Annotated in this window: 22 protein-coding genes and 1 tRNA gene; 5 read left to right on the forward strand and 18 right to left on the reverse strand. The window is 72.9% G+C overall.

Annotation, left to right across the window (positions count from 1 at the left end):
- Nucleotides 1-128: 128 nt before the first annotated feature.
- The 11 genes from AB0910_RS23545 to AB0910_RS23595 all read right to left on the reverse strand — a co-directional run bounded on the left by AB0910_RS23545 (nucleotide 129) and on the right by AB0910_RS23595 (nucleotide 10,595).
- On the reverse strand, nucleotides 129-674 hold the full coding sequence (locus AB0910_RS23545; RefSeq protein WP_366746601.1) for an adenine phosphoribosyltransferase: 546 nt from the start codon (nucleotides 672-674) through the stop codon (nucleotides 129-131).
- Nucleotides 671-1,768 (reverse strand): protein translocase subunit SecF, encoded by a 1,098-nt coding sequence (gene secF, locus AB0910_RS23550; RefSeq protein ID WP_366746602.1) that lies wholly within the window; start codon nucleotides 1,766-1,768, stop codon nucleotides 671-673. The genes AB0910_RS23545 and secF overlap by 4 nt, the downstream gene beginning before the upstream one ends.
- 1 nt (nucleotide 1,769) lies before the next feature.
- Entirely contained in the window at nucleotides 1,770-3,566 is a 1,797-nt protein-coding gene (gene secD / locus AB0910_RS23555) for a protein translocase subunit SecD (protein ID WP_366746603.1), read from the reverse strand.
- Nucleotides 3,567-3,720: 154 nt separating this feature from the next.
- Nucleotides 3,721-4,356, reverse strand: coding sequence for a preprotein translocase subunit YajC (gene yajC, locus AB0910_RS23560; protein ID WP_366746604.1), 636 nt, complete (start codon nucleotides 4,354-4,356; stop codon nucleotides 3,721-3,723).
- 168 nt (nucleotides 4,357-4,524) lie between these two features.
- Nucleotides 4,525-5,616 carry a Holliday junction branch migration DNA helicase RuvB gene (ruvB, locus tag AB0910_RS23565; protein WP_366746605.1) on the reverse strand — a complete coding sequence of 364 codons (1,092 nt, stop codon included), beginning with the start codon at nucleotides 5,614-5,616 and terminating at the stop codon, nucleotides 4,525-4,527.
- A 50-nt stretch (nucleotides 5,617-5,666) separates the two neighbouring features.
- Nucleotides 5,667-6,296, reverse strand: a complete 630-nt coding sequence (ruvA, locus tag AB0910_RS23570) for a Holliday junction branch migration protein RuvA (protein WP_366746606.1) — start codon at nucleotides 6,294-6,296, stop codon at nucleotides 5,667-5,669.
- A complete protein-coding gene (ruvC, locus tag AB0910_RS23575; protein WP_366746607.1) occupies nucleotides 6,293-6,862 on the reverse strand; it encodes a crossover junction endodeoxyribonuclease RuvC in 570 nt (189 codons plus the stop codon). Before ruvC ends, ruvA begins: the two co-directional genes overlap by 4 nt.
- 135 nt (nucleotides 6,863-6,997) lie before the next feature.
- On the reverse strand, nucleotides 6,998-7,750 hold the full coding sequence (locus tag AB0910_RS23580) for a YebC/PmpR family DNA-binding transcriptional regulator (protein ID WP_366746608.1): 753 nt from the start codon (nucleotides 7,748-7,750) through the stop codon (nucleotides 6,998-7,000).
- Nucleotides 7,751-7,812: 62 nt separating this feature from the next.
- Nucleotides 7,813-8,409: a pyridoxal 5'-phosphate synthase glutaminase subunit PdxT gene (pdxT, locus tag AB0910_RS23585; protein ID WP_366746609.1), complete on the reverse strand. Its 597-nt coding sequence runs from the start codon at nucleotides 8,407-8,409 to the stop codon at nucleotides 7,813-7,815.
- Nucleotides 8,399-9,316: a pyridoxal 5'-phosphate synthase lyase subunit PdxS gene (pdxS, locus tag AB0910_RS23590; protein ID WP_366746610.1), complete on the reverse strand. Its 918-nt coding sequence runs from the start codon at nucleotides 9,314-9,316 to the stop codon at nucleotides 8,399-8,401. The genes pdxT and pdxS overlap by 11 nt, the downstream gene beginning before the upstream one ends.
- A gap of 211 nt (nucleotides 9,317-9,527) precedes the next feature.
- Nucleotides 9,528-10,595, reverse strand: coding sequence for a YafY family protein (locus AB0910_RS23595; protein ID WP_366746611.1), 1,068 nt, complete (start codon nucleotides 10,593-10,595; stop codon nucleotides 9,528-9,530).
- Between the two features lie 113 nt (nucleotides 10,596-10,708).
- Between AB0910_RS23595 and AB0910_RS23600 the strand changes: the two genes are divergently transcribed.
- Nucleotides 10,709-11,107 carry a VOC family protein gene (locus AB0910_RS23600; RefSeq protein WP_366746612.1) on the forward strand — a complete coding sequence of 133 codons (399 nt, stop codon included), beginning with the start codon at nucleotides 10,709-10,711 and terminating at the stop codon, nucleotides 11,105-11,107.
- Nucleotides 11,108-11,190: 83 nt separating this feature from the next.
- On the opposite strand, the gene AB0910_RS23605 is transcribed toward AB0910_RS23600, so the two are convergent.
- The 4 genes from AB0910_RS23605 to pgsA form a co-directional block, all read right to left on the reverse strand.
- Entirely contained in the window at nucleotides 11,191-11,742 is a 552-nt protein-coding gene (locus tag AB0910_RS23605) for a hypothetical protein (RefSeq protein ID WP_366746613.1), read from the reverse strand.
- A gap of 64 nt (nucleotides 11,743-11,806) precedes the next feature.
- A complete protein-coding gene (locus tag AB0910_RS23610; RefSeq protein ID WP_366746614.1) occupies nucleotides 11,807-12,955 on the reverse strand; it encodes a glycosyltransferase family 4 protein in 1,149 nt (382 codons plus the stop codon).
- Nucleotides 12,952-13,878, reverse strand: coding sequence for a phosphatidylinositol mannoside acyltransferase (locus tag AB0910_RS23615; protein ID WP_366746633.1), 927 nt, complete (start codon nucleotides 13,876-13,878; stop codon nucleotides 12,952-12,954). Before AB0910_RS23615 ends, AB0910_RS23610 begins: the two co-directional genes overlap by 4 nt.
- A 5-nt stretch (nucleotides 13,879-13,883) precedes the next feature.
- Nucleotides 13,884-14,576 (reverse strand): phosphatidylinositol phosphate synthase, encoded by a 693-nt coding sequence (gene pgsA / locus AB0910_RS23620; protein WP_366746634.1) that lies wholly within the window; start codon nucleotides 14,574-14,576, stop codon nucleotides 13,884-13,886.
- Nucleotides 14,577-14,834: 258 nt separating this feature from the next.
- Between pgsA and AB0910_RS23625 the strand changes: the two genes are divergently transcribed.
- Nucleotides 14,835-17,069: an elongation factor G-like protein EF-G2 gene (locus AB0910_RS23625; RefSeq protein WP_366746615.1), complete on the forward strand. Its 2,235-nt coding sequence runs from the start codon at nucleotides 14,835-14,837 to the stop codon at nucleotides 17,067-17,069.
- Nucleotides 17,070-17,243: 174 nt separating this feature from the next.
- Nucleotides 17,244-18,869: a hypothetical protein gene (locus AB0910_RS23630; protein ID WP_366746635.1), complete on the forward strand. Its 1,626-nt coding sequence runs from the start codon at nucleotides 17,244-17,246 to the stop codon at nucleotides 18,867-18,869.
- Nucleotides 18,870-18,949: 80 nt separating this feature from the next.
- Here the strand turns inward: AB0910_RS23630 and AB0910_RS23635 are convergent, their stop codons facing one another.
- Complete coding sequence (locus AB0910_RS23635) at nucleotides 18,950-19,507, reverse strand: HIT domain-containing protein (protein WP_366746616.1); 558 nt, start codon at nucleotides 19,505-19,507, stop codon at nucleotides 18,950-18,952.
- 66 nt (nucleotides 19,508-19,573) lie between these two features.
- Here AB0910_RS23635 and AB0910_RS23640 point away from each other — a divergent pair, with 66 nt between their 5' ends.
- Entirely contained in the window at nucleotides 19,574-20,257 is a 684-nt protein-coding gene (locus AB0910_RS23640; RefSeq protein WP_366746617.1) for a potassium channel family protein, read from the forward strand.
- Nucleotides 20,258-20,292: 35 nt separating this feature from the next.
- Here AB0910_RS23640 and thrS read toward each other — a convergent pair whose 3' ends face one another.
- Nucleotides 20,293-22,275 (reverse strand): threonine--tRNA ligase, encoded by a 1,983-nt coding sequence (thrS, locus tag AB0910_RS23645; RefSeq protein ID WP_366746618.1) that lies wholly within the window; start codon nucleotides 22,273-22,275, stop codon nucleotides 20,293-20,295.
- Nucleotides 22,276-22,464: 189 nt separating this feature from the next.
- On the opposite strand from thrS, the gene AB0910_RS23650 reads away from it, so the two are divergent.
- Nucleotides 22,465-23,190 carry a 3'-5' exonuclease gene (locus AB0910_RS23650; RefSeq protein WP_366746619.1) on the forward strand — a complete coding sequence of 242 codons (726 nt, stop codon included), beginning with the start codon at nucleotides 22,465-22,467 and terminating at the stop codon, nucleotides 23,188-23,190.
- Between the two features lie 111 nt (nucleotides 23,191-23,301).
- Here the strand turns inward: AB0910_RS23650 and AB0910_RS23655 are convergent.
- Nucleotides 23,302-23,373: transfer RNA gene (locus AB0910_RS23655), tRNA-Val, on the reverse strand.
- Nucleotides 23,374-23,390 lie beyond the last annotated feature (17 nt).

The raw sequence follows: 23,390 nt of genomic DNA on the forward strand, positions 1-23,390 counted from the left end.
CATTTTGCTCGCTCCGGGAAGAGCTGATCGCCGGCGCAGGACGGCCCGCCTCCCCCTCGGAGCGGCGGAACGGCGGACGGGCACCCGGTTGTTCCCGGATGCCCGCCGTCACACGTCCGGAGGACGGCTCACACCGTGAGCAGGGCCCCCAGCGGGGCGCCCCGCAGCACCTTCTCCAGCCGGGCCCTGCCGTCCAGGAAGCCGAGCTCCATCAGCACGGACACCCCGGCGACCTCGGCCCCTGCCCGCCTGATCAGCTCGACCGCCGCCTCGGCGGTGCCGCCGGTGGCGAGCACGTCGTCGATGACGGCGACCCGGTCGCCCTCGGCGAGGTCCTCGGCGTGGACCTCGATCTCGGCGGTGCCGTATTCGAGGTCGTAGCCCTGGGAGAGGGTCGCGCCGGGCAGCTTGCCCGCCTTGCGCACCGGTACGAAGCCGATGCCGGCCTCGACCGCGACCGGCGCCGCCAGGATGAAGCCGCGCGCCTCAAGGCCGACGATCTTGGTGGCGCCCATCCTGCGGCACTCCTCGACCAGCGAACCGGTGAGCGCCCGGAACGCCTCAGGATCCGCGAGCAGCGGGGTGATGTCCTTGAACATGACCCCGGGCCGCGGGTAGTCGGCGACGTCCCTGATGCGGCTGAGCAGCAGTTCCCGCAGGTCCTCGCCGCTCACCTGCGCCTCCCCGAGGAGCGGCCGCCGCGGGGGGAGCGGTCGCGGGGGCCCGCCACGGCCGGTGCGGGGCCGCCGGGGGCCGTCCCGGCCGCCTGGGCGCCTGGCCCCTCGGCCGCGGCCTCCTGCTCGGCCTTGGCACGCTTGGCGAGGACGCGCTTGCGCAGCGCCTTCATCCGGGGCTCGCGCTCCTTGAGCTCCGCGACCAGCGGGGTCGCGATGAAGATCGAGGAGTACGCGCCGGCCGCGAGGCCGACGAACAGCGAGAGCGCGATGTCGTTGAGGTCGCCGGCGCCGAGGAAGCCGCCGCCGATGAACAGCAGACCCGCGACCGGGAGCAGCGCCACGACGGTGGTGTTGATCGACCGGACCAGGGTGGAGTTGATCGACTGGTTGGCGATCTCGGAGTACGTGTACTTCGTCTGCTTGGTGATGCCCTTCGACTGCTCCTTGAGGCTGTCGAAGACCACGACCGTGTCGTACAGCGAGTAGCCGAGGATGGTCAGCAGGCCGATCACCGTGCCGGGCGAGACCTGGAAGCCGACCAGCGCGTACACGCCGACCGTGATGACGATGTCGTGCAGCAGCGCGACGAACGCGGCGACGGCCATGCGCCACTCGAAAGCGATCGCCAGATAGATCACCACAAGGACCAGGAAGATGATCAGACCCGTCCACGCCTTGTTGGCGATGGTGGAGCCCCAGCTCGGGCCGACCAGGTCGGCGGTGATCTGGTTCTGGTCGACCTTGAGGTCCTTGGCGAGCTGCGCCTTGATCGGGTCGGACTGCTTGGTCGTGATCTCGGCGATCTGGATGCGCAGCGAGCCGTTGCCGAGCTTCTGGACGACGGCCGTCTTGCCCGACGCGTCCTGCGCGTCGCTCACGGCTTCCTCGACGGAGACGCTCGTCTTCGGGGTGGTGAAGACGGCGCCTCCCTTGAAGTCGATGCTCTCGTTGATGCCGCGCACGGCGAGCCCGACGATCGCGGTGATCGCGATGAGCACCGAGATGCTGTACCAGATCTTGCGCTTGCCCACGAAGTCGTAGCCGACCTCGCCGCGGTAGAGACGAGCGGTGAAGGCACCGATCCGCGACATCTCACGCCTCCTTCGGGTGGTCGGACGAGGAAGCGCCACCGACCCGGCGGGAGCGGCGCAGGGGCGGCTTGGCTCCGAGCCGCTTCGGGTCGAGTCCCGACCACGGGTGGCCGTCGGCGAAGAACCGCCGCCGGGCCAGCAGGGTCATCACGGGCTTCGTGAACAGGAAGACCACGACGACGTCGAGGATGGTGGTCAGGCCGAGCGTGAACGCGAAGCCCTGCACCTTGCCGACCGTGACGATGAACAGCACGGCTGCGGCGAGGAAGGAGACGAAGTCGGAGACGAGGACCGTGCGCCGGGCGCGCGGCCAGGCGCGCTCGACGGCGGGCCGCAGGGTGCGGCCCTCTCTGATCTCGTCCCTGATCCGTTCGAAGTACACGATGAACGAGTCGGCGGTGATGCCGATGGCGACGATGGCGCCGCAGACGGCCGGCAGGTTCAGCGCGAAGCCGATGCCGGAGCCGAGGAGCGACATCAGGGTGTACGTGAGGATCGCCGAGGCCACCAGGCTGAGCACCGCGATCGCGGCGAGTCCCCGGTAGTACGCGATGAGGTAGATCAGCACGAGGGCGAAGCCGACGCCGCCCGCGATCAGGCCCGCCTTGAGCTGCTCGCTGCCGAGCGCGGCGGTGACGGTGGTGACGGTCTCCTCGTGGAAGGAGAGCGGGAGCGCGCCGTACGACAGGACGTTGCCGAGGTCCTTGGCGGACTGCTGGTCGAAGCTGCCGGAGATCTGGGCGCTGCCGCTGAGGGTCTGGCTGACCGAGGGGGCCGACTCCACGTTGCCGTCGAGGACGATGGCGAACTGGTTCATCGGCGACTGCTGCTGCGACAGCTGGCTGGTGATCTTCGAGAACTTCTTGCTGCCGGAGCCGGTGAAGTCCAGCGTGACGATCCACTGGGCGTTCTGGGTGTCGAAGACGCCCTGGGACTTCTTGACGTCGGTGCCTTCGAGCGCGGCGGGGCCGAGGACGTACTTCTCCCACTGCTTGTTGGAGTCCTGGCCGCAGGCGACGATCGTGTCCTTGGGGCCCGCGCCCTGGTTGGCCTTGGTGCGCTGTGCCCTGTTGCTGCAGTCCAGGGCCTCGAACTTCTTCTGGAGCGCGGCGGTCGCCGCGTCGGGCGGCGTCGAGGCGTCACCGGTGGCGGGCGGGGTCGCGGGGGCGCTCGCCCCGTCGGACGCCGAGGGGGAGGGCGCCTTCTTCAGGGCGCTGGTGACGGCGCGGCCCTGGGTGCTCGCACCGGACGAGGGCGAGCCGGAGGACCGGTCGGACGCGGTGGAGCCGCCGGAGCCCGCGGAGGCGGACGACGAGGCGGAGCCGCTGGGGGACGTGCTCGGCGTGGCCTTGGACGACCCGCTCGCCGACGGCTGGGGCGTGGGCGCGCCGGCCGCCACGGTCAGCACGGGCCTGAAGTACAGCTGCGCGGTCTGGCCGACCTGCGAGCGGGCCTGGGCCTCGTTGGTCCCCTTGGGGATGTTCACGACGATGTTGTCGTTGCCCTGCGTCTGGACCTCGGCCTCGGACACGCCGAGACCGTTGACACGGCGGTTCATGATGTCGACCGCGGTGTCCATGTTGGTCTTGTTGATCGCGTTGGGCTTGCCCGGCGTGTTCTGCGCCTTCAACGTGATCGTCGTGCCGCCCGCGAGGTCGATGCCCAGGCGCGGCGCGGTGTCTCCCGACCAGAACATGCCGCCCACGAGGGCGGCGGTGACGATCAGGAACAGTGCAAGGGTGCGGCCGGGCCTGCCCGGAGCCCCCGCGGGCCTCCGCCCCTTCTTGGGTGCTGCCACCTTTTCGATTCTCCCTGTCCAACCGCCTGCCGTCCGGTGGTGAGCGCCGGCGTGAGCGGCCACGAAGTGGTGTGGGGACCCTGCCCCGCCAAGTTCGTTGCGGCCCGCGCACCGCCGGCAGCCGCGGTGCGGCGGCCCGCGGTCGCGGAGGTGACTACTTCGTTCCGGTCTCGCCGTCGGTCTTCGCTTCGCCCTTGGCGGCCCGCTGCCCGGCGGCGATGTCCTTCTCCGACTTCTCGGGGTTCCCGGGGTTCTCGGGGTTCTCGGGGTTCTTCGCGTGCTCCGCCTTCTCCGGCGCGGTGTCGCCCTCCGCCTCGGCGGCGTCCTTCACTGCCGCGTCCTGGGGCTCGGCCGGAGCGCCGGCTGCGGGCTCGGCGTCGTCGCCCTGCTTGCTCAGGTCGGCGCCGGGCTTCTTGCCCAGGTCGATCCCCGAGCCGCCCTCGGTCAGCGAAGAGGCGTCGTCGGGCACGACGGGCGCGTCCAGGCCGAGGTCCGCGGCGGACGGCTCCTCGCCGTGGACGATGCGGTTGTACTCCTCGTCGTCGAGGACGGCGCCGATCGCGTTCTTCGCGTAGACCGCGTGGACGCCGGGCGCCACCTCGAGGAGGACCATCTCGTCGTGGACCTCCTTGACGGTGGCGAACATGCCGCCGATCGTGCGCACGCCCACGCCGGGCTGCATGTCGTTGCGCATCGACGCCGCGGCCGCCTGCTTCTTCTTGGCGGACCGCGTCATCAGGAACATGGCCCCGATGAGCACGATGAAGGGGAGAAGGGTCGCGTAACTCACGGGAGGGAACTTCCTTCGCACGACCGCCGTGCTGGACGGACGGCCTGGTATTCGGGGGTGGGGACGCCGACCGGGAGGGCGGCATCGGCGGAGTCTAGGCGAGTCCGCATCGTTGGAACAACGCCCAGCATGGCACCCGGGTTCCGCCCGGGGCGACTATCCCTGCTCTCAGGCCCCGAACAGGCCCTCTTGTCCGCTTGCTCCCGGCGCGTGCCGCGGGGCCGTGAGGCCCAGGTGCGCCCAGGCCGCGGGGGTCGCGACCCGGCCGCGCGGCGTGCGCGCGAGCAGTCCCTCCCGTACGAGGAAGGGCTCGGCGACCTCCTCGACCGTCTCGCGCTCCTCCCCCACGGCGACCGCGAGGGTGGACAGGCCGACGGGTCCGCCGGAGAACAGCTTGAGCAGCGCGTGCAGCACCGCGCGGTCGAGGCGGTCGAGTCCCCGCTCGTCCACCTCGTACACCCCGAGGGCGGCGGCCGCGACCTCCCTGTTGACGAAGCCGTCGCCCTTGACCTGCGCGTAGTCACGCACGCGGCGCAGCAGGCGGTTGGCGATGCGGGGCGTGCCGCGGGAGCGCCCGGCGATCTCGGCTGCGCCCGCCGCGTCGATCTCCACGTCGAGGAGCTGCGCCGAGCGGTGCAGGACGCGCTCCAGCTCACCGCTCGCGTAGAACTCCATGTGGCCGGTGAAGCCGAAGCGGTCGCGCAGGGGCGGCGGCAGCAGGCCGGCCCTGGTGGTGGCGCCGACCAGGGTGAAGGGCGGCAGTTCGAGCGGGATGGCGGTGGCGCCCGGGCCCTTGCCGACGATGACGTCGACCCGGAAGTCCTCCATCGCCATGTACAGCATCTCCTCGGCGGGCCTCGACATCCGGTGGATCTCGTCGAGGAACAGCACCTCGCCCTCCTGGAGCGAGGAGAGGATCGCGGCGAGGTCGCCCGCGTGCTGGATCGCGGGGCCCGAGGTGATGCGGATCGGGGCGCCCATCTCGGCGGCGACGATCATCGCGAGGGTGGTCTTGCCGAGGCCGGGCGCGCCGGAGAGCAGGACGTGGTCGGAGGTGGCGCCGCGGGCGAGCGCGGCCCGAAGGACGAGGTCCAGCTGCTCCCGTACGCGCTCCTGGCCGACGAACTCGGACAGCGACTTCGGGCGCAGCGCCGCCTCGACGGCCTGGTCCTCGCCGTCGGCGGAGGCGCCGACGAGCCGGTCGCCTGCTTCGGCTCCGGTGTGGGCGTCCGCTTCTGCGTCGGTGGCGTCCCAGTTCACTGCGTGCCCTTCGGTGGTGCCTCGTGAGCGGTGCGGGTGGTGCGGCGGGCTCAGCGCGTGCGGTTCAGGCTCTGGAGCGCGGCCCGCAGCAGCTGCGGCACGGGCGGCTCGGTGCCCTCGGCGAGTGCCGCCTCGGCCTGCGGGGTGACCTGGACGACGGCTTCCTCGGCCTCGCGGCCCTGGTAGCCGAGTCCGACGAGCGCCGAGAGCAGCTGGTCGCTCCAGGGTGCGGGGCCGCTCGCCACGGCGGCCGAGCGGGCCGCCGCGCCGGTGCCGAGCGGGGCGCCGAGCCGGTCCTTCAGTTCGAGCAGGAGCTTCTGGGCGCCCTTCTTGCCGATGCCGGGCACGGCGGTGAGCGCCTTCTCGTCGCCGGTGGCGACGGCGGTGCGCAGGGCGTCGGGGCTGTGCACGGCGAGCATGGCCTGGGCGAGCCTCGGCCCGACGCCGCTCGCGGTCTGGAGCAGCTCGAAGACCTGCCGCTCGTCGTCGTCGGCGAAGCCGTAGAGGGTGAGCGAGTCCTCCCGTACGACGAGGGAGGTGGCGAGCCTGGCCTGCTCGTCCATGCGGAGTCCTGCGAGCGTGGCGGGCGTGCACTGCACGGCCATGCCGACGCCGCCGACCTCGATCACGGCCGTGGTGGGGGCGAGCGCGGCGACCCGGCCGCTGACGAACGCGATCATGGGATGACCTTCCGGACGGATGGGCCGCCGCCCGGCAGCCGGGCGGGCCGTGCGGCGCGCGCCGCGGCCTCGGCCTGCTGGAGGCGGGAGGTGGCGGGGGCGCGCCAGATGTGGCAGATGGCGAGGGCGAGCGCGTCGGCGGCGTCGGCGGGCTTCGGCATGGCGGCGAGCCGCAGCAGGCGGGTCACCATGGCGCCGACCTGCGCCTTGTCGGCGCGGCCGCTGCCGGTGACGGCGGCCTTGACCTCGCTCGGGGTGTGCAGGGCCACGGGGATGCCGCGGCGTGAGGCGCAGAGCACGGCGACGGCGCTGGCCTGTGCCGTGCCCATCACCGTGCGTACGTTGTGCTGGCTGAACACCCGCTCGACGGCGACGCGCTCCGGCCTGTGCTCGTCGAGCCAGGCTTCGATGCCCTGCTCGACGGCGACGAGCCGGGAGCCGAGGTCACCGTCGGGCGGGGTGCGGACGACGCCGACGCCGAGCATCGTCAGCGGGCGGCCCGCGACGCCCTCGACCACGCCGATGCCGCACCGGGTGAGACCGGGGTCGACGCCCAGAACCCGCACCGCGCACTCCCCCTTCGGTCAACTGTTCCCGCCGCCTGGCACCCTAGTGGCCGCCGCCGACAAAGCGACGGACCGACGGAGACACGCTCCGTCGGCCCGTCGGATGCCGGGTGCCTGATGCCGGCCCCGGGCCGGTCAGGCGTCGACCTTCTCCATGACCTCGTCGGAGACGTCGAAGTTGGCGAAGACGTTCTGCACGTCGTCGCTGTCCTCCAGCGCGTCGATCAGCTTGAAGATCTTGCGCGCGCCCTCCTCGTCCAGCTCGACCTGCATGGTCGGGACGAAGTTGGCGTCGGCCGAGTCGTAGTCGATGCCGGCCTCCTGGAGGGCGGTGCGCACGGCGACCAGGTCGGTGGCCTCGCTCAGCACCTCGTAGGACTCGCCGAGGTCGTTGACCTCCTCGGCGCCCGCGTCGAGGACCGCGCCGAGCACGTCGTCCTCGCCCAGCTCGCCCTTGGGGACGACGACGACGCCCTTGCGGTTGAACAGGTACGACACAGAACCGGGGTCGGCCATCGAGCCGCCGTTGCGCGTCATCGCGACGCGGACGTCGGAGGCGGCGCGGTTGCGGTTGTCGGTGAGGCACTCGACGAGCACCGCGACGCCGTTCGGGCCGTAGCCCTCGTACATGATCGTCTCGTACTCGGCGCCGCCCGCTTCGAGGCCGGCGCCGCGCTTGACGGCCGAGTCGATGTTCTTGTTCGGCACCGACTGCTTCTTCGCCTTCTGCACGGCGTCGAACAGCGTCGGGTTGCCCTCGATGTCGGCGCCGCCGGTGCGGGCTGCGACCTCGATGTTCTTGATCAGCTTCGCGAAGAGTTTGCCGCGCTTGGCATCGATCACGGCCTTCTTGTGCTTCGTCGTAGCCCATTTAGAGTGGCCGGACATCTGCCTGTCTCCTTCACGTAACCGATGCAGCTCTGTTCGCCGGAGATCCTACCGGGATCCGCTCATGCTACGGATCGCACCATCTCGGTGAACAGCCGGTGGACGCGGTGGTCGCCGGTCAGTTCGGGGTGGAAGGAGGTGGCGAGCGCGTTCCCCTGGCGCACGGCGACGACATGGCCCCCGTGCTCGGCGAGCACCTCGGCCCGCGCGCCGACCGACTCCACCCAGGGCGCCCGGATGAAGACGCCGTCGACGGGGCCGCCGTCGACACCCGCGACCTCGACGGCCGCCTCGAAGGACTCGTTCTGCCGGCCGAAGGCGTTGCGGCGCACGATCATGTCGATGCCGCCGACGGTCTCCTGGCCCGACCTGGGGTCGAGGATCTTCTCGGCGAGCAGGATCATCCCCGCGCACGTCCCGTAGACCGGCAGCCCGGCCCCGACCCGCGCGCGCAGCGGCTCCATCAGGCCGAAAAGCACGGCGAGCTTGGACATGGTGGTGGACTCGCCGCCGGGGACGACGAGCCCGTCCACGGCGGCCAGTTCCTCGGGACGGCGCACCGCGGCGGCGGTGACGCCGGACGCGGTGAGCGCGGCGAGGTGCTCGCGCACGTCGCCCTGGAGGGCGAGGACGCCCACCGTGAGGTCCCTACCAGCCACGGTTCTCGAACCGCTCGGCGTCGGGGGCCGCGTCCAGGTTGATGCCGACCATGGCCTCGCCGAGGTTGCGCGACGCGTCGGCGATGATCTTCGGGTCGTCGTAGAAGGTGGTGGCCTTGACGATCGCGGCGGCGCGCTTGGCCGGGTCGCCCGACTTGAAGATGCCGGAGCCGACGAACACGCCCTCGGCGCCGAGCTGCCGCATCAGCGCGGCGTCCGCGGGGGTGGCGACGCCGCCCGCGGAGAACAGCACGACGGGCAGCTTGCCGAGCTCGGCGACCTCGCGGACGATCTCGTACGGCGCGCGCAGCTCCTTCGCGGCGGCGTACAGCTCGTTGCTGTCGGCGCCGCGCAGGCGGGCGATCTCGCCCTTGATCTGGCGCAGGTGGCGGACGGCCTCCACGACGTTGCCCGTACCGGCCTCGCCCTTGGAGCGGATCATGGCCGCGCCCTCGGCGACGCGGCGCAGGGCTTCGCCGAGGTTGGTGGCGCCGCACACGAACGGGGTGGTGAACGCCCACTTGTCCGAGTGGTTGGTTTCGTCGGCGGGGGTGAGGACCTCGGACTCGTCGATGTAGTCGACACCGAGGGACTGGAGGACCTGCGCCTCCACGAAGTGGCCGATCCTGGACTTGGCCATCACCGGGATGGAGACGGCCTCGATGATGCCCTCGATCATGTCGGGGTCGGACATCCGCGCGACGCCGCCGTGCTTGCGGATGTCGGCGGGGACCCGCTCCAGGGCCATGACGGCGACGGCGCCCGCGTCCTCGGCGATCTTCGCCTGCTCGGGCGTGACGACGTCCATGATCACGCCGCCCTTGAGCTGCTCGGCCATGCCGCGCTTCACTCGTGCGGTGCCGGTCTCGGGCGTCGTCTGGGGTGCGGCCTGCGGAGCAGTGGACACAAGGGCCTCGCTGGGTGGTGTGGGAACGGGAACCTGCACAGGCGAGGAAACGCCCGGTGAAGGGCGGCCGACAAGAGCCAATGGACGGCCGGTGGACTCCTCGGGGTGCGGTCCACGTCACGTTGTGCGGTCCACCCGGGCGGGTACGGGCTCCGTGCGGCACCGTGCGGCCCCGTATCCCGGCAGCCCGAGGCCGTCAGAGGGGGGCGGCTCAGGGCCGCTCAGGGGGTCCGGTCCCGTCCGGCTGGGAGCCGGTCCCTTCCGGCTCCCCGGGACCGGCGGCGGGCTCCCCCGCCCCCTGCGCGAGGCGGCGGCCGAGCGCCGCCACGAGATCGCGCAGCGCGGCGGGCCGCTCGACCGTGAAGGGGCAGTCCAGGGCGGCGAGCACGGCGGGGATCCACTCAAGACGCTCGGCCCGCACCCGGACGCGGACCCACCCCGGCCCGCCGCCGCCTTCCGGGTGCTCCCCCGGCCCGCCGCCCTCCGGGCCCTCGGCGGCAAGGGCGGCGAGGTCCGCGGGGAAGTGGCGGCGCACCCGATCGACGCTCCCCTGCACGCGCAGGGCCACGTCGTGGGTCCAGGGGGCCCGTGCCAGGCGGTCGAGCACGGTGGCCACCGGGTCGAAGTCCGGCGGCGGGGCGAAGGTGCCCGGCAGCACGCCGAGCCCGGTGACGCGGTCGGCGCGGAAGACCCGCACGCCGCCCGCGGCCCGGTCGGCGCCCGTGACGTACCAGCGCTCGCGGTGCGCCACGAGGCCGTACGGCAGCACGGTGCGCTCGCTGCCGCGGCCTTCGCGGTCCCGGTAGGCGAAGCGCACCGGCCTGCGCTCGCGCACGGCCTCGGCGAGGCCGAGCAGGACGCCCGCCTCGGGCAGCGCCGCGGGCCGGGGCACGGCGGTGAAGTCGGCGGTCTCCCTGAGCGCGTCGACGCGCTTCCTGAGGGGCCTCGGCAGCACCCTGCGCAGCTTCGCCGCCGCGGAGGCGGCGGCCGTGGCGTACGGCGGGGCCTCCTCGCCCGTCCCGAGGCCGACAAGGACGGCCAGCGCCTCCTCCTCGGTGAGCATCAGCGGGGGCATCCGGTGGCCCGGCGCGATCCGGTAGCCGCCGTGGCGGCCGCGCAGCGACTCCACGGGCACGCCGAGCTCCACCAGGTGGCCCGCATAGCGCCGGACGGTGCGCTCGTCCACGCCGAGCCGTGCGGCCAGCTCGGGCACGGTGCGCACGCCGCCCGCCTGGAGGATCTCCAGCAGGCCGAGCACCCGGGCTGTCGATGTGGTCACCCGCGGAAGTCTGCCGCAGATACCGGGCGGATTCCGCCCGGTATCGGTCCTAGCGTGTGGCGGGTCAGCTCGTCAGGCCCCGCACGCGGGGCCCGCTGGAAGGGAACACACCCATGGACTTCGCCTCGATCCGCGTCATCACCTCCGACGCGCCCCGGCTCGTCGCGTTCTACGAGGAGGTCACCGCGGCCGCGGCGACCTGGTACTCGCCGGACTTCGCCGAACTCGTCCTGCCGTCCTGCACGCTGGCAGTGGCGAGCGAGCGCACGCTCGCGCTCCACGGCGAGGGCGTCGCGCGGCCCGCCGCCAACGACTCGGTGATCGTGGAGTTCCGCGTGGCCGACACCGACGCGGAGCACGAGCGGCTCGCGGCGCTCGGCCGCACGGTCGTGCAGGAGCCGACGACGATGCCCTGGGGCAACAGGTCGCTGCTCCTGCGCGACCCTGACGGGAACCTCGTCAACCTCTTCACGCCCGTCACGGAGGCCGCGAGGCAACGGCTCGACCGCTGAGCGCCGAGGCAGGCCGGGCCGCCGTACACGCGACGCCGTAGGTGTTTGATCATGAGCATTGTCAACGCTCATGATCAATGCACCTAGGCGGCCCGGTCGGCCAGCGCGGTCGGCGGCTCGTCGTCCATCTCGAAGGTGAGGGGGCGCGGCGCGTGGCCCGCCAGCCGGAACCAGCGCACCTTGCGGTGCCTGCGCAGGGCGCGGGCGGCGCGCACCGCGTCGTTGTAGAAGCGCCGGGCCATCGGCACGCGCCGTACGGCGGCGGCGAGTTCGTCCGCGGCCTCCACACCGCCCGGTGCCGCCCTCACGGCCTCGACCTGCGCGGGCTCGCCGAACACGGCGCGCAGGGCCTGGCTGAGCTCGCTCTCGGCGACCTCGCGCTGCTCCTCCTCGGCCTGGCGGGCCGCGTGGGCCGCCTCGTAGAGGACGATCGAAGCGGCCGGGTCGAGCACGCCCGCGGTGGCCACCTCCTGGGCGACGGACGCCCTGCGCAGCAGCGTCGCGTCGAGGGACGCGCGGGTCGCGTCGGTCCTGGCGTGCAGCCGGTCGAGCCGCCCCGCGGTCCAACTCAGGTACAGGCCGAAGGCGATGAGCACGACGACGGCGACGCCGATCCAGGAGAAGGTCTCGATCACGCCAGCAGGCTACCGGGCGGCGCCGTGCGGGCACCGGCCCGCACGCGACCGGCGCGGGGCCCCGCTACCGGCCCGTCCCCCGCTCGACCGCCGCCACTTGGACAGCGCCGTCGGTGACCGTCTCGTAGACGGCGAGGATGTCGGCGCCCACCGTCGACCAGTCGAAGCGCCGCACGTGCACGGAGGCGCGGGCCCGCAGGGCGGCGCGGCGCGGGGCGTCGGCGAGGAGTTCGAGGGCCGTCGCGGCCAGCGCGTCCGCGTCCTCGTTGGGGAACAGGACGCCCGCGCTGCCCTGCCCGAGCACCTGGGCGAACGCCTCCAGGTCGCTCGCGAGGACCGGCGCGCCCGCGGACATCGCCTCGACGAGGATGATGCCGAAGCTCTCGCCGCCGGTGTTGGGCGCCACGTACAGGTCGACGCTGCTGAGGAAGCGCGCCTTGTCCTCGTCGCTGACCATGCCGAGGAACTCGACGCGGCCGCGCAGCTCGCGCGGCAGCGGCGCCACGGCCTCCTTGGGGTCGCCGCGCCCCGCGACCAGCAGCCGGGCCCCCGGGCTGCCGGCGAGGATCGCGGGCAGTGCCCGCATCAGGACCGGCAGGCCCTTGCGCGGCTCGTCGATGCGGCCGACGAAGCCGATGGTGGGCGCACCCTCGCTGCCCTGCCAGTCGGGGTGGGGCTCGGCGCGCGCGAAGAAGTCGACGTCGACGCCGTTGGGGATCACCACGGCGTCCCCGCCGAGGTGTTCGACCAGGGTGCGCCGCGCGTACTCGCTGACGGCGATGCGCGCGCTGATCTTCTCCAGCGCCGCCTGGAGGATCGCGTACGCGGCGATCATCGCGCGCGAGCGCGGGTTGGAGGTGTGGAACGTCGCGACGATCGGGCCCTGCGCGGCCCAGCAGGTGAGCAGCCCGAGCGAGGGCGACGAGGGCTCGTGGATGTGCACCACGTCGAAGCCGCCGTCGTGCAGCCACCTGCGGACCCGTGCGGCGGAGATGAAGCCGAAGTTGAGCCGCGCCACCGACCCGTTGTACGGGACGGGCACCGCGCGCCCGGCGGAGACCACGTACGGCGGCAGCGGCGTCCCGTCGTCGGCCGGCGCGAGCACGGACACCTCGTGGCCGAGGCCGATCAGATGCTCGGAGAGGTCCCTGATGTGGAACTGCACGCCCCCCGGCACGTCCCAGGAGTACGGGCAGACGATGCCGATCCTCATGTCCCGGACGCCCCGGCCTCCGGCGCGGGGCGCCTGTCGGGGTCGAGGTCGGCGAGCCAGAGCCGCTGGAGCATGTGCCAGTCCTCCGGGTGGTCGGCGATGCCCCGGGCGAAGACGTCGGCGAGCGCCTGCGTCATGGCGGAGGTCTTGGCGTTCCTTTCGCCCGTCTCCGGGACCTCGACGGGCGGGTGGACCGTGCCGCGCATGACGGGCGTCTCGTCGTACCAGAGGGTGACGGGCAGCAGCGCGGCACCGGTGTGCTGGGCGAGGATCGCGGGGCCCGCGGGCATGGTGGCGCGCTCCCCGAAGAAGTCGACCCCGACGCCCGAGGCCGACAGGTCGCGGTCGGCGACCAGGCACACCATGCCCCCGGCCCGCAGCCGCCTGGCGAGCGTGCCGAAGGCGGAGCCTCCGGAGTGCGGCAGGACCTCCATGCCGAGGCTCTCGCGGTAGGCCACGAACCGGTCGTAGAGCGTCTCGGGCTTGAGCCGCTCGGCGACGGTGGTGAAGTTGCGGCCGAGCGCCTGGGCGACCCAGGCGCCCGCGAGGTCCCAGTTGGCCAGGTGGGGCAGCGCCATGAGGACACCGCGCCCGGCGGCGAAGGCCTCGTCGAGGTGGTGCAGGCCCTTCGGGGTGAAGCCCTCCACCACCCGCTCCTTGGAGTAGGTGGGCAGCCGGAAGGACTCCATCCAGTACCGCAGGTACGAGCGCATCCCGGCCTTCGACAGCTCGGCGAGGCGCTCGGGGCCCGCGTCGGGCACCACCCGGGCGAGGTTGCGCTCAAGGCGCAGCACGCCGGGGCCGCGGCGCTTCCACGCCGTGTCGGCGACGGTCCTGCCGAGCGAGCGTGCCGCGGGCTCGGGCAGGGTCTTGACCGTGGACCAGCCGAGTCCGTAGAGGGCGTCGGTCGCGCGGTCCCGCACGCCGCTCACGAGGCGCCGCCCGAGGAGCCGCCCGCGGGCGCCGCGGCCGTCTCTGCCGCGCGTGCCGCGTCGGCCTCCGCGGCCTCCCGGCGCACGGTGACGACGCGCTGGCACAGCGTCACCAGCGATCCCGCGGCCACGATCCACAGCGCGATCGGCAGCAGGATCTGGATGCCGGGGACGCCGAAGGTGCGGTGAAAGCCCGCGAGGCCGCCGAGCACCAGCGTGATGACCAGCCGCTCCGCGCGCTCCACCAGGCCGTTGACGGCGACGGGCAGGCCGATCGACTCGCCGCGCGCCTTGGTGTACGAGACGACCTGGCCGCTGGCGAGGCAGAAGAGGGCGACGGCGCACATCATGTCGTTGTCGCCGGTGCCCGCGTACCAGAGCGCGAAGCCGCCGAAGATCGCGCCGTCGGCGACCCGGTCGAGCGTGGAGTCGAGGAAGGCGCCCCAGCGGCTGGAGATCTGGGCCTGCCTGGCCATGTTGCCGTCGACCAGGTCGGAGAAGACGAAGACCGTGATGCAGATGGTGCCCCAGAAGAACTCACCCCGGGGGTAGAACACCAGCGCGCCCGCCACCACCCCCGCCGTGCCGATCAGCGTGACCGTGTCCGGGCTCACCCCCCGGCGGAGCAGGAGCGCGGCGAACGGCGTGAGGACACGCGTGAAGAACGCACGCGCGTACTTGTTCAGCATGGCTTTCCCGGGGTCGGTGCGCCGTACGGCCCCGGTGGCCGTCGGCTGGCCCATCGTAGCCACGACCGCGGCCCGCCACCGCCGGGTCCCCGGGGCGCGCCCCGGACGTGCGGGGCGGCCGACGTATGGACGTGACCTGGCCCGGGTGCGAAGCTCGAAGGACACCGTGGGCACCGCCGGAGCTGCCCGTGCGGCTCCCCCTTGTCCGCGCCCTCCACAACCCCTCACCGCGCGATCACATCCGGGAGGCAGGACACCATGGGCGACAAGGCGAAGACACACATCGGGGCCGCCGGAGGGGCGACGACGGCCGACCGGCCCGCCACCGTGAGGAACGTGGTCCTGGTCGGCCACAGCGGCTCGGGCAAGACGACGCTCGTCGAGGCGCTCGCGCAGACCGCGGGGGCGGTGGTGCGGCCCGGCCGGGTCGAGGACGGGGCGACCGTCTCCGACTACGACGAGATCGAGCACAGGCAGCACCGCTCCGTGCAGCTGTCGCTGGTCCCCGTCGAATGGGGCGGGTACAAGGTCAATCTCCTGGACACTCCGGGATACGCCGACTTCGTCGGCGAGCTGAGGGCCGGTCTGCGGGCTGCGGACGCGGCCCTCTTCGTCGTCTCGGCCGCGCAGGAGGCGGAGGCCGTGCCCGACGTGACGCGGGCCGTGTGGGACGAGTGCGCGGCCGTGGGCATGCCGCGGGCCATCGTCGTCACGCACCTGGACACCGCGCGCACCGGGTTCGAGGCGATGACGGGGGTGTGCGGGCGGCTGTTCGGCGGGGACGACCCGGACGCCGTCGTCCCGCTCTACCTGCCGGTGCTCGGGCCCGAGGGCCCGGACGGGCACGCGCAGGCGACCGGCCTCGTGGGGCTGCTCTCGCGCCGGGTCTTCGACTACGCGTCGGGCGGGCGCAGGGCGGTGCCGCCGTCCGACGACGCGCTGCCCGCCGTCGAGGCGGCCCGCAACCGGCTCATCGAGGGGATCATCGCGGAGAGCGAGGACGAGACCCTGATGGACCGCTACCTGGCGGGCGAGGAGCTGGACGTCGGGACGCTCACAGCCGACCTGGAGAAGGCGGTGGCACGCGGGGTGTTCCACCCGGTGCTCGCCGCCGCGCCCGCCGCGCCCGGCGGCTCCCAGGGCCTCGGCACGGTGGAGCTGCTCGACCTGGTGACGGGCGGCTTCCCCTCCCCGCTGGAGCGGTCCGCGCCCCGGGTGACCACGGTGCGGGGCGCGGCGCGCGAAGGGCTCGGCTGCGACCCGGCGGGCCCGCTCCTCGCCGAGGTGGTGAAGACGGCGTCCGACCCGTACGTGGGCCGGATGTCGCTGGTGCGGGTCTTCTCCGGCACGCTGCGTCCCGACGTGACGGTGCACGTGGCGGGCCGCCACCCGGCGGACGGCCGCGCGCCGGCGGGTCCCGGCGCGGGTGGGGCGGTGGCGCACGGCGCGGACGAGCGGGTCGGCGCGCTGTCCTCGCCGTTCGGCAGGCAGCAGCGCGTCCTGCCCGAGTGCCCCGCGGGCGACCTCGCCTGCGTGGCGAAGCTCGCCCACGCGGAGACCGGCGACACCCTGTCGGCGCCCGACGACCCGCTGCTGGTGGAGGCGTGGCCGATGCCGGAGCCGCTGCTGCCGCTCGCCGTGGAGGCGCACAGCAAGGCCGACGAGGACAAGCTGTCGCAGGGGCTCGCGCGGCTGGTCGCGGAGGATCCGACGATGTGCCTCGAACAGAACCAGGACACGCACCAGTTGGTGCTGTGGTGCCTCGGCGAGGCGCACCGGGACGTGGCCCTTGAGCGGCTGCGCACCCGCTACGGCGTGCGGGTCGACGCCGTACCGCACAGGGTGGCGCTGCGCGAGACCTTCGGCGCGCCGGCGACGGGCCGCGGGCGGCATGTGAAGCAGTCGGGCGGGCACGGGCAGTTCGCGATCTGCGAGATCACCGTGGAGCCGCTGCCGCCCGGCTCGGGCGTCGAGTTCGCCGACGAGGTGGTGGGCGGCGCGGTGCCGCGGCAGTTCGTCCCCTCGGTCGAGAAGGGCGTGCGGGCGCAGGCCGCCCGCGGGGTCGCCGCAGGGCACCCGCTGGTGGACGTGCGGGTGACGCTGCGCGACGGCAAGGCGCACTCGGTGGACTCGTCGGACGCGGCGTTCCAGACGGCGGGCGCGCTCGCGCTGCGCGAGGCGGCGGCCGCGGCGCCGATCCACCTGCTCGAACCGGTCGCCGAGGTGGCCGTGTTGGTGCCGGACGAGCACGTCGGCCCAGTGATGAGCGACCTGTCGGGCCGCCGCGGCCGGGTGGTGGGGACCGAGCCGGCGGGCGCCGGGCTCACGGTGGTGCGCGCCGAGGTGCCCGAGCTGGAGATCGGCAGGTACGCCGTCGACCTCAGGTCGCTCGCGCACGGCACGGGCCGCTTCAGCCGCACGTACGCGCGGCACGAGCCGATGCCGCAGGCCGTGGCCGAAAAGCTGCGGGAACGGAGCTTGATCGACGCGTAGTCGACATAGGACTGCCAAGAGCGGGGCACCACGGATACGCTGGGGTGCCCAGCTCAGCAGGCGTGCGGACCCGCGGGGCGGGAGTGGCGGCACAGCGTAACCTCGGCGACGGGTGGGGGCGGTCAGGCAGTGAGCGACGGGTTCGACTTCAGCCCCGGGGCACAGGTGCCCCTGATGGGCGCGGCGGGCCGGACCGCCGCGACCCAGGCGCTGGCCTCGGCCGCGTACCGCGACAGCGATCTCACGGAGATCCTCAAGGCGGACAACGAGTGGCACAAGTCCGCCATCAAGGGCGGCTCGCGCACCAGGGAGGGCAGGACCAACATCTTCGCCCCCAACCTGGGCGAGGCGTTCGCGCGCGCCGTGCAGACCCGGACCCTCGGCGGGGGGCGCGCCGCGCTCATCCAGTCCTTCGGCATCGAGGCGCAGACGGTGGTGGAGCACTGCCTGGCCGCGAACCACATCCGCAAGGAGCGCGACCAGCGGCTCACGGTGATCACCGTGGTCTTCGGCGTGCTGTTCCTTCCGGGACTGCTGCTGTGGCTCGGGGTGTTCGCGCTGCGCCGCGGCCTCGCGTCGGGTGCGCGCAAGAGCGCGGGCGCCATCGGCACGCTGCTGCTGGTGGCGGTCGGCGTACTCGCGGTGATCTTCCTGCTGTTCCTGCCGTTCAACGGCGTCGTGGGGTGGTACATACGCGGCGTCATCCTGATGCCGCCCGTCGGCTGGTACCTCGCCAAGCGGGTCTCCGAGTCGACCGCCAAGGACCTGCGCGGCCGGTGGGACGCGCTGCTCTCCGGCGGCGGCATCGGCGCCAAGGTCCCGGACGCGGTGCCGGGGCACCCTGGCGAGTCGGCACGCGAGGAGCTGCGGCAGGGCCTCCAGAAGCTGACCGCAGAGCAGCAGTCGAACGTCGTCTTCTACGCGGGCCCCAAGGGCATACTCGGCATGGGCACCCGGTGGGGCGGCTGGCAGCTGGCCGAGCAGCTCGTCCCGAAGGACCCGGGCAAGGAGATACACGGCTTCCGCAGCTGGGACGTGATCAAGGCCATCCACGACCAGCTGAAGCTGCTGGAGCGCGGGCCGCTCAACACGGGCGGCTTCCCGACACCTTCGGTGAAGCACTGGATCGTCTCGCCGGTCGGCCAGGGCGCCGGCTCGGTGAGCAGGCCGGAGGGCCAGGACATCGAGGCCTTCCAGGTCAAGCCGCACGAGATACAGCGGATCTGCAACGAGCAGCAGTTCGGCAGCGGCAACCGCCACTACCTGGGCGTGCAGTTCACGCTCTGGGACGGCCAGCTGGTCCTCACCATGATGATCAACGTGACCGTGCTGCACGAGACCCTGCGCATCGAGGTCACGGGGTACGCGCTCGGCCCGGTGCACGGCCTGTTCACCACCAAGCCCTCGCCGAAGACCGTCACGTCGTCGAAGATGGTCAAGTTCTGGGAGACCACCACCCGCACCCTGCCGCTCGTCAGCAACGACGAGGTGGTCAGACTCGCGGTGCGGGCGCCGCTGGTCTGGTATCCGCCGGTCCTCGACCACCTCGGCGGCAAGCTGGTGCTGCCCGAGCCGTTCGGCCTGCGGCACGCCTGGGCCGAGCAGCCGTGGCTGCACCGCTTCATGGCGGACGACGCGCTGCGCACCGCCACCCCGGTGCTGCGGGCCGCGCACACCGCGGCGCTGCGCGTGCTGGACGAGCACGGCGTGGACACCGCGCAGTTCGGCGCCCGCGCGGGCGCGCTGAGCGGCGCCGTGCAGGACCCGTCGCCTTCGAAGGCCGACACGTACAACGCGTAGCGCCGCGAAAGACGCGGGCGGTCCCGCTCCGGAGGGCCTCCGGTGCGGGACCGCCCGTGTGCGGCCCTCGGGTGCGCGGCTCAGGCGGGCCAGGCGGCGGCCAGCATGGCGCGGGTGTCGGCGAGGAGCTGCGGCAGCACCTTGGTGTGGCCGACGACCGGCATGAAGTTGGTGTCGCCGCCCCACCGGGGCACCACGTGCTGGTGCAGGTGGGCGGCGATCCCCGCGCCCGCGACAGCGCCCTGGTTCATGCCGATGTTGAAGCCGTGCGCACCGGACGCCGCGCGCAGCGCGGCCATGGCGCGCTTGGTGAACAGGCCGAGTTCCGCGGTCTCCGCCTCGTCGAGCTCGGTGTAGTCGGCGACGTGCCGGAACGGCACCACCATGAGGTGGCCGCCGTTGTACGGGTAGAGGTTGAGCACCGCGTACACGCGCTCGCCGCGCGCGACGACCAGACCGTCCTCGTCCGACTTGGACGGGATGGAGCAGAAGGGACAGCCGTCCTCGGCCCCGGACCCGCTGGGCTTGTTCTCGCCCTGGATGTACGCCATCCGGTGAGGCGTCCACAGGCGCTGGAACGCGTCCGGGCTCCCCACTCCGATCTGCTGTTCCGGCTCAGTCGTCATGCCCTGCAGCATAAGACGTGGCGGGCGCGTGGCGTGTCGCCGGTGCCGGTACCCGCGGCCCGCCGGGATGCTGGGCCGATGCGCGAGGATCACGAGGCCGCCGGCCGGGCCGGGCTCGCCCGCTGGGAGCAGCGGACGGAGCTGCCGCTGCTCTGGGTGTCCCTGGCCTATCTCGCCGGGTACGCGGTGCGGGTGCTCGCCTGGGCGGCGCCCGAGGTGTGGCGGGACCTGGCCCTCGCCGTGATGTTCGCCGCGTGGGCGGTCTTCGCGTGCGACTACGCGGTGCGGCTGCTGCTCAGCGGCGAGGGCGTGCGCTTCGTACGGACGCACTGGCTGGACTCGCTGGTGCTGCTGCTTCCGCTGCTGCGCCCGCTGCGGCTGGTCGCCGTGTACTCCGCGGTGCAGCGGCGCCGCTCCGGCCGGCCGCGGCTCGGCCTGTACGCGCGGGTGATGCTGTACGCGGGGCTCGCCGCCGCGCTGCTGACGTTCACGGCGTCGCTTGCCGTCTACCACGAGGAGCGGCTCGCGCCCGGCGCGACGATCCGCACCTACGGCGACTCGGTGTGGTGGGCGGCCTCGGCGATCACCACGGTCGGCTACGGCGACGCGACCCCGGTGACGCCGGTGGGCCGCACGGTCGCTGTGGGTCTCATGGTGTGCGGGCTCGCCCTGTTCGGCGCGGTGACCGGCTCGTTCTCGTCCTGGCTGATCGAGGTCTTCCGCCGGGAGGGCGGGGAAGGGCAGCGGCCCCCGGAGGGCTGAGGGCCGCTCCGGGGGCCGCTGCGGCCGGGCTGGGTTCAGACCTGGACGCGGTCGGCGACCGCCCGGGCGATCTTGTCCAGGGCGTCGCCGCGCGGGATGCCGTTCTCCTGCGAGCCGTCGCGGTAGCGGAAGGAGACCGTGCCCGCGTGCATGTCGTCGTCGCCGACGATGACCATGTACGGGGTCTTGGCCTTCTGGTGGTTCCTGATCTTCTTCTGCATGCGGTCGGACGAGGAGTCCACCTCCATGCGCAGGCCGCGCTTGCGCGCCTCGGCCGCGAACTCCTCCAGGTACGGCACGTGCGTGTCGCCGACCGGGATGCCGACGGCCTGCACGGGCGCGAGCCAGGCGGGGAAGGCGCCCGCGTAGTGCTCGAGCAGGACGCCGAAGAACCGCTCGATCGAGCCGAACAGCGCGCGGTGCAGCATCACGGGCTGCTGCTTGGAGCCGTCGGCCGCGGTGTATTCGAGGCCGAAGCGCTTGGGCTGGTTGAAGTCGACCTGGAGGGTCGACATCTGCCAGGACCTGCCGATGGCGTCCTTCGCCTGCACGGAGATCTTCGGCCCGTAGTAGGCGGCGCCGCCCGGGTCGGGCACGAGCGGCAGGCCCTGCTTCTCGGCAGCCGAGCGCAGCGCCTCCGTCGCCTCCTCCCAGTCCTCGTCGGAGCCGATGAACTTGTCCGACTCCGGGTCGCGGGTGGAGAGTTCGAGCTCGAAGTCGTCGAGCCCGTAGTCGCGCAGCAGGTCCAGGACGAAGGTCAGGAGCGAGTCGAGCTCCTCGGGCATCTGCTCCTTGGTGCAGTAGATGTGCGAGTCGTCCTGGGTGAAGCCGCGGGAGCGGGTCAGGCCGTGCACCACGCCGGACTTCTCGTAGCGGTAGACCGTGCCGAATTCGAACAGCCGCAGCGGCAGTTCGCGGTACGAGCGGCCCCGCGACTTGAAGATCAGGTTGTGCATGGGGCAGTTCATCGCCTTGAGCCGGTAGTTCTGCCCGTCGAACTCGATGGGCGGGAACATGCCCTCCGCGTAGTGCGGCAGGTGGCCGGAGGTCTCGAAGAGGTGCTCCTTCGAGATGTGGGGAGTGTTGACGAACTCGTACCCCTCGTCCTCGTGGCGCCTGCGGGAGTAGTTCTCCATCTCCTTGCGGATGACCCCGCCCCTGGGATGGAAGACGGCGAGGCCGGGGCCGAGCTCGTCGGGGAAGGAGAACAGGTCGAGCTCGGCGCCGAGCTTGCGGTGGTCGCGGCGCTCGGCCTCGGCGAGGAACTCCAGGTGCGCCTTGAGCTCGTCCCTCGTCGGCCACGCGGTGCCGTAGATCCGCTGGAGCTGCGGGTTCTTCTCGCTGCCCCGCCAGTACGCGGCGGCCGAGCGCATCAGCTTGAAGGCGGGGATGTACCGGGTGGTGGGCAGGTGGGGACCCCGGCACAGGTCCTTCCAGCACAGCTCGCCGGTCTTCGCGTCGAGGTTGTCGTAGATGGTCAGCTCGCCCGAGCCGACCTCGGCGTCCGCGCCCTCGGCCGCGTCGGCCGCCCGGCCCTTGAGGCCGATGAGCTCGATCTTGTACGGCTCGCCCGCGAGTTCCACGCGGGCGTCCTCGTCGGTGGTGACGCGGCGGGAGAAGCGCTGGCCGCGCTTCTGGATCTCCTGCATCTTCTTCTCGACGGCCTTGAGGTCCTCGGGGGTGAAGGGCCGCTCGACGTCGAAGTCGTAGTAGAAGCCGTCCTTGATGGGCGGGCCGATGCCCAGCCTGGCCTCGGGGAAGATCTCCTGCACGGCCTGCGCCATGACGTGCGCGGTGGAGTGGCGCAGGATGTCAAGGCCGTCCGGCGAGGAGATCTCGACCGGCTCCACGACCTCGCCCTCGCCCGGGGCGTACGCGAGATCCTTGAGCTGCCCGTCCACCCGGGCCGCGACGATGCTGCGCTCCCCGGCGAAGAGGTCGGCGGCCGTAGTGCCCGTCGTCACCACGCGCTCTTCCCGCTCGGAATCGCGTTGGATGATCACACGGACGTCTGACACCGGTCTCTCCCTACACTGCACGGGCTGCCGCAGCGGGCGCTGCGTCCGTGAATCGTACCGAGCCTCGGCGGTCGTTCGCGAAAGGGTATAGCGGGCGCAAAGGCCGCTTACCTCACCACCTGTCCGGGTACCTACCGGTCCGTGCTGCGTTGGGCAGTCATCTGCCGTACAGGGCTGAGGAGTTCGTGCATGACGCTGTGGTACGAGGGGCCGCTGGCCGCGTTCGGGGCCGCGACCACGGGCAGGGACGCGGAGGGCGACAGGATCGTCTCGGCGGCGCTGGTGTCCCAGGAGGCGCCGCGGCGGGCGCCCCGGGTCAGGCGGTGGCTGGTGGACCCGGGGGTGCCGGTGCCGCGCGTGCACGGGCTGACCGACGACTACCTGCACCGCAACGGCCGCTGGCCCGCCCCCGTCGTGGCGGAGATAGCAGGGGCGCTCGGCACCGCGTGGGCCGCCGGTGTGCCGCTGGTGGTGGCGCACGCGGCGTACGGGATGACGGTCCTCGACCGCGAGCTGTGGCGGCACCGGGCCACCCGTCTCGCCCGGTACGCGGAGCCGTCGCCGCTGTGCGTGCTCGACCCGTTCCTCCTCGACCGCCATCTCGACCGGCGCACGGCCGGGCGCCGCAGGGGCCTCGCCGAGCTGTGCGCGCGCTACGGGGTGGGCGCGGCCGACCCCCGCGACCCGGCGGCGCACGCGCTCGCCGCCCTTGAGGTGACCCGTGCGGTGGGGCGCAGGTTCGCGGCGAGGCTCGGCCGGCTGACCGCCGTGGAGCTGCACCGCCTCCAGGGCGCGTGGCACGCGGCGCAGGCGCGGGGGACGCTCGGCTGGCTGGTGCGCGGCGGTGAGCAGGCGCGGGCCAGGGCGGCCGCGGGCTGGCCGCTGCCGCCCGACCTCCCGGCGACGGCCGCCTGAGGGTTCCTCGGCCCCTTCGCCGACCCGCCGAGGGGCCGCCCCTGCGAGGGAGGGCGGGTGGCGCGGGAAAGCGAAAGGCCGGTCCGTCGGGACGCACCGGCCTGTTTCCGGTGGGCGATACTGGGTTCGAACCAGTGACCTCTTCGGTGTGAACGAAGCGCTCTCCCACTGAGCTAATCGCCCGGCAACGGACTGAACCA

Source organism: Streptomyces sp. NPDC047002 (assembly GCF_040704505.1).
In the GTDB taxonomy this organism is placed as follows: Bacteria; Actinomycetota; Actinomycetes; order Streptomycetales; family Streptomycetaceae; genus Streptomyces.